This window comes from Terriglobus sp. YAF25 (assembly GCF_052113305.1).
GTDB lineage: Bacteria > Acidobacteriota > Terriglobia > Terriglobales > Acidobacteriaceae > Terriglobus.
This window is the reverse complement of the sequence record NZ_JBFRCY010000358.1, coordinates 1-5,575: the sequence shown is the minus strand read 5'-3', so window position 1 is coordinate 5,575 and position 5,575 is coordinate 1. Positions and strand designations below refer to the sequence as shown.

The window sequence follows — 5,575 nt, the reverse complement described above, 5'->3', positions numbered from 1 at the left end:
GTCCTCAGAGGTCGTCGCGATTGTTGAGCAGAAAGATCTCAAACCGCAGCAGCGCTCCATGCGTGAGATCAACTCGGGCATCTATGCCTTCCGTACAGCCTCTCTCTTTGAGCAGCTTGGTTCTCTCACGGCGAATAACGCTCAAGGCGAGCTCTACCTTACGGACGTCGCCATGCTTCTTGTAAAAGCCGGGGAGAAGGTTGTTGCTATCGAAGCGAACGGCGGGGTCGATGAGGTGCTTGGGGCCAATACCATCGCCGAGATCATGCATCTGGACGCCGCGATGCGCCTGGACACGGCTCGTCGATTGATGGCCCAGGGAGTCACGATCTTCCGTCCGGAGACCTGTATCGTCGATGCCGACGTTAAGATAGCCGCGGACACAGTGATCGAACCGTTCGTGCAACTGCTCGGCAAGACCGCTGTCGGTGGTGACTGCAGGATACGCTCCTACTCTGTCATTCAGGACTCGACGATAGGCGAAGGCGTGACCATTCGCAACGGCTGCATCCTCGACCACGCCCACGTTGCCGACGGAGCCATCCTGGGCCCCTACGCTCACCTGCGCCCTGAGAGCTATATCGGCGAGAGCGCGCACGTGGGCAACTTTGTCGAGACCAAGAAGGTGCGCCTCGGCAAAGGCTCCAAAGCCAACCATCTCACATACCTTGGCGRCGCCGTCATCGGAAGCGGAACCAACATAGGTGCAGGAGTCATTACCTGCAACTACGATGGTGTCAATAAACACCAGACCACGATTGGGGATAACGTCTTTGTCGGCTCGGACTCCGCGCTGGTCGCCCCCGTCGTTCTTGGCAACGGTTCCTTGATCGCAGCCGGGTCTGTCATCACACAGGACGTACCGGAAGACGCTCTTGCCATCGCACGCGGCCGTCAGGAGACCAAGCCAGGATGGGCCTCTTCACGGAGAGATCGTCTTCGTAAAAGCTAAGCGCCTTACTTCGCGGCACTCACAGAACTCGTTCGTTGACCAGAGCCGTAAACCGCCCGATACATCTCACGGTTGCGCAGGATGGCTTGCACGTATTCACGCGTCTCGGTATACGGGATCGATTCCACAAACTCCGCCATATCGCGATAGTCGTTGGTCGACATCCACTGACGCACCGGAGTATCGCCGGCGTTATAAGCCGCCAACGCGTACTCCACCTGTCCACCGAAACGATCGATCGTCTGCCGCAGATAGATCGTGCCAAGCCGCAGGCTGGTCGCGGGCTGCAACAGATCATTGGTCGAGAACCTGCCAATGCCGTCTCTCTTCGCCAGCGATTTGCCGACGGACGGAAGCATCTGCATCAGGCCATATGCGTTCGCACGCGATACCGCGCCAGGATTGAACTCCGACTCCTGACGGATCAGCGACGCAACCAGATATGGGTCAAGGCTATTACGTGAAGCGTTCGACGTCAGCTCGTTCCAGTACGGCGTCGGGAACAGCAGCTTCCAGTACATTTGCGGAACATCGTCGACGCTGTACGCGAAATAAGAGGCGCCGCTCCGCTTCATCGCCTGCAGCGCACGCACATACTCGCCGTAGGAGGTATAGATCTCCGCCTGCGCCAACGTTCCCCACGTTGAGCTGGTCGGGCTTGCCTGAATCTCCGGTGCGATGTACTCGTTCAATCCGGCATTGGCCAGCAGACGGGCCTTGATGAGATGGGTGTCGTTCTCCGGTAGTGTATCGATCAGCTCCGGCACATCTGGCGCACGCACTGAAGCCAGGGGGGCCGCAGGAGTTACGGCCGGTTGTTTCCCGAGGATGTCCAGCCGCTGGCGCGCCAGAAGGGCGTAGTAGTAGTTCGGGAAGCTGTCAGAAAGCGTCCGGTAGTAATTTGCCGCCTGGGAAAGGTTATGTTCCTGCTCTTCGTAGATGCGGCCTCGCCAGTAGAGCGCTGACGGCGTCTCGATCCCCGTCGGATAGCGCTGAATCTGCTCATCCATCAAGCGAGCAGCCTCAGAGTAGTTCCGTGTGCGATAGCTCAACCAGCCGGCGCGCCAGTGAGACGAAGGACCATAGGTGCTGCGAGGAAACATACTGACAAGCTGGCTGTAGTAACCCGCCGCTGTCCCGTACTCATGTTTGAGCAGGTACATGTTCCCTGCGGAATAGAGCGACTCTTCCGTCCAGCGGCTGCGCGGATAACGCTGGGTCAGCTGCGTCACCAGACTGCCATGCTGCCCACGGTCATCAGAGCTCCGCGCCAGTTCTGCAAGAAGGTACAGTTTCAATGCAGCCGAATCATCGTCTGTCTGCGGCAGGCTCTCTGCCTCGCGCTTTGAAAGCCGCTTCAGCTTCAGATCACAGACCGCCGCATAGATATCCAAAGCATCACGGTCGCCTGGGCTCAGCGTCGCATCGTGCTGAATGCTGTGGTACTCGTCCGCGGCTTCGGAATATCGCTTGGCGTTGTACAACTGGTCGGCATGCACTTTGTGCTCGGTTGCCGTCAACGGAGTTCCCATCGCCTGCAACTGGACTCGAGCCTGCGTGGCCTCATAACTGAGAGGAAGCAGCGTGTAGATACTGCGATACATCGCCGCGGCCTGATTGGTATTCCCTGCGAGCTGCCAGGCCTTCGCCTGGGCGAAACGGAAGTCCGCATGCGAGGCTTGCGCGGTTCCGGTCAACGGACTCAGCACACGCAAAGCTCCCTGCGGATCGTTCTGCTGCAGATATCCATTCGCCAGTATGACCGGAGCATTCGGCACAAAGATTGATTCCGGATGACGCTGGGCAAACTTCTCCAGTAGAGCGTAAGCATCGGTTCCCCGCCCTCCCTGGAGGGCCGCCTGCGCACCAAGATAGTCTGCGTAGTCATCCAGGGCCTCTCCACGCTGCGCTGCCTGGCGGAAGGCGTTGTAGGCGTCAGAAAAACGCTTATCCAGCATGTAGGCATGGCCCATCGCCAGCCATGCCGCCGCAGAGGCCTCTCCATTGTGGCTGTTCGCATATGCCAATACGCCGGCATAGGCCGAGGGCGACCGTGTTGCCGTCAGTTGCTGCGCCATCGGGCGCAGCTGTGACGACGCTACGAATGCGCTGGTCAGCTTGCGCGATCGCGCGGTTGGAGGGGAGCTGATGACCTTCTTCTTCCGTCCCCTCGAGGTCGACTTTCCGGAGGCAGCCCCCTTTGTCCCCTTACCGGCGCCGGCTTTGGCAGGCGCCTTTGGGGCAGGCTTCTTCGTTGCTGCTTTCTTCGTCTGGGCATAGACCGTCCCAGAGAGCAGCAGCAGGAAACAGAACGGCAGAAAAGCAGCTATACGGCGGAACTTCATCGTCTTCTTTGCAGAGTATGATGCGTCGCGGTGCGGAATTTCCTCTTAGAGCAATTTTCCGCATCTTCGGCGATACCCTTTTCTGTAGGACAGGTCCACCGGCCCGTTGGTTTAGTATGGGTCTACCAGATATTTGCCCGGACGGAACAAACGCCCGGCTACTCACTGTTTTTTAGAAAGCTTGCACCGGAATGCCGACCCCGACCATCCAATCCCCAGCAGTGGAAGAACATCCGGACGTTGCGCTGGTTGCGCGCGCTCGGAAAGGAGATACGGCAGCTTTTGAGCAGTTGGTCCGGCAGTACGACCGGCAGATCTTCCGGGTAGCGCAGCACATTACCCAGAACCGCGAGGACGCGGAAGACATTGTGCAGGACGTCTTCCTCAAAGCCTACGAAAAGCTCGACCAGTTCCAGGGAAATTCGAAGTTTTCCACCTGGCTGGTTCGTATCGCGGTGAATGAGAGCCTGATGCGGCTCCGCAAGCGGAAGACCAGCAGGACAGTTTCCATGGACGAAGATGTCCAGACGGAAGAAGGCGCAATTCCCCGCGACTTTGCCGACTGGAGCCCAAACCCTGAGCAGATTTACGGGCAGTCCGAATTAGGAGATATCTTGCGCAAGACGATTCAGGGCCTGCCGCCCGGTTTTAGAACAGTGTTTACGTTGCGCGATATCGAAAATCTTTCGACGGAAGAGACGGCTGAAGCCCTGGGACTCAGCGTTCCGGCAGTAAAAAGCCGGCTTCTGCGTGCGCGGCTGCAGTTACGCGAGCGTCTAAGCCGCTATCTGAAACAGCCAGAAGGAGTTAAGCCGTGACCTGCACAGAGTTTCTGGCCAAAATGACCGACTACTTTGATGGCACCATCGCCAAAGAGCTGGAAGCTGAAGTTCGACAACACATGTGCGAGTGCAGCCACTGCGAGGTAGTCGTCAATACGACTCGCCAGACGATCGAGATCTATCGCGATACCGACGTGTACGAACTATCCACCGACACCCGCGAACGTCTGATTGCGAACATTATGAGCAAGTGCCGCGGCAAGGGTTGCGCGTAAGTACCGAACCAGACACATCTGTCCCACCTTTTTGTCATTTACTTCGGGCTTCCCTGCGGCCTATCCTCACAGTCCCATAACGACTCTGTCGTAAATATGACGGTGGCCTTTGCTCCTGTTGCTGCAGGCCTCGTCATTCTGCTCATCGCCTACTGGATTCTTCGCAGGCTGGGCCGGGGAGTCCGCAAGATGGCGAAAGAGAACCGCCTCTCTTCCCGTGGCTCGCAGACGATCAACGACTTCTGCGAGCTGGCGGCCAAAGCCTCTATCAGCCGCAAGGTGGCTTCGCACACCTATCGTTTTCTAACACCCTATTACCACGACGACGTTCGTTCCCGGCTCGAGGATCGGCTGCGCGATGATCTGCACATGACCGAGACAAAGGTCCGCGATGCCGTCGCCAACCTGCTTCATCGCTGCGACCGTAAGAAGAACCTCGATGCTCCCGTTGATACGGTGGTCACGGTTCTCGACCTGATGCGCTATGTCGAGAAGGCGCCCGCACACTTCCTCACCCACTCCGCGGTCAAGCGGCTCCGGGGAGAACAGAAAGGTCCTGAGGTCGTTCGCACCGCAGCCGTAGGAGAGACCAGGATGGTGAAGCCGCTGCATAAGCGTTCCGGAATGCTGGCTGCGGTTAAAAACATCTCCGGCATGCGTAAAGCCGCCGCGGTGCAGAAGCCGGTAGAACCCCGCGATCCCGTTGCCCGTCCTGTGAATCCTCCGGTCGAGATCGCCGCCGGGCGTCAGGTGAAGCGCGACATCACAGTTCCGCGCGGGAACTAGTCCGACATGCAATAAAAAGGGCAGCCTCAGGCTGCCCTTTTTATTGCATGTCTTTCCGGCTTATCGTACGACCTGCTGGAACAGGGACGAGGACAACAGGCTTGCGAACTGGCTGTCCGAGGAGGCGTAAGCAACCGTGATGGTTCCGCTGCTGGAGCTAATCGTCGTGTGATCGAGCGCCTGCTTCTCATCGGTCGAGCCAGAGCCCTGCTTGTACATAGAAACAGCCTTCATCAGGGAAGCAATCGTCGCGGCCGTTACCGTGTCGGAGGTCACCACCGACATATCGAACTTCACACCGTTGGAGAAGTCCATGGTGTAACGCGAGCTCTTCATGCGGTTGCGTACGGTGTCGTAGTCAGCCAGTTGCGAGGCATCGCCCATGACGCTCTTCATCATCGTCTGGGTTCCCTTCTGATCCAGAAGGCTCCAAAC

Annotated in this window: 5 protein-coding genes and 1 pseudogene; 4 read left to right on the top strand and 2 right to left on the bottom strand. The window is 58.2% G+C overall.

Annotated features, from left to right (window positions below):
* On the top strand, positions 1 to 952 hold a 952-nt coding region (gene glmU, locus AB4043_RS15470; protein WP_442307452.1), incomplete at its 5' end, for a bifunctional UDP-N-acetylglucosamine diphosphorylase/glucosamine-1-phosphate N-acetyltransferase GlmU.
* Positions 953 to 957: 5 nt separating this feature from the next.
* Here glmU and AB4043_RS15465 read toward each other — a convergent pair.
* Positions 958 to 3,297: a transglycosylase SLT domain-containing protein gene (locus AB4043_RS15465; RefSeq protein WP_442299459.1), complete on the bottom strand. Its 2,340-nt coding sequence runs from the start codon at positions 3,295 to 3,297 to the stop codon at positions 958 to 960.
* Positions 3,298 to 3,488: 191 nt separating this feature from the next.
* On the opposite strand from AB4043_RS15465, the gene AB4043_RS15460 reads away from it, so the two are divergent.
* The 3 genes from AB4043_RS15460 (at position 3,489) to AB4043_RS15450 (ending at position 5,140) form a co-directional block, all read left to right on the top strand.
* A complete protein-coding gene (locus tag AB4043_RS15460) occupies positions 3,489 to 4,115 on the top strand; it encodes a sigma-70 family RNA polymerase sigma factor (protein WP_442299458.1) in 627 nt (208 codons plus the stop codon).
* Positions 4,112 to 4,354, top strand: coding sequence for an anti-sigma factor family protein (locus AB4043_RS15455; protein WP_442299457.1), 243 nt, complete (start codon positions 4,112 to 4,114; stop codon positions 4,352 to 4,354). The genes AB4043_RS15460 and AB4043_RS15455 overlap by 4 nt, the downstream gene beginning before the upstream one ends.
* A gap of 102 nt (positions 4,355 to 4,456) precedes the next feature.
* Positions 4,457 to 5,140 carry a hypothetical protein gene (locus AB4043_RS15450; RefSeq protein ID WP_442307451.1) on the top strand — a complete coding sequence of 228 codons (684 nt, stop codon included), beginning with the start codon at positions 4,457 to 4,459 and terminating at the stop codon, positions 5,138 to 5,140.
* Between the two features lie 60 nt (positions 5,141 to 5,200).
* On the opposite strand, the pseudogene AB4043_RS15445 reads toward AB4043_RS15450, so the two are convergent.
* A pseudogene (locus tag AB4043_RS15445) lies at positions 5,201 to 5,575 on the bottom strand (hypothetical protein); the annotation flags it as partial.

Coding starts and splice junctions, on each gene's coding strand:
- AB4043_RS15460 (WP_442299458.1), top strand. CDS start 3,489: ATGCCGACCCCGACCATCCAATCCCCAGCAGTGGAAGAACATCCGGAC.
- AB4043_RS15465 (WP_442299459.1), bottom strand. CDS start 3,297: ATGAAGTTCCGCCGTATAGCTGCTTTTCTGCCGTTCTGTTTCCTGCTG.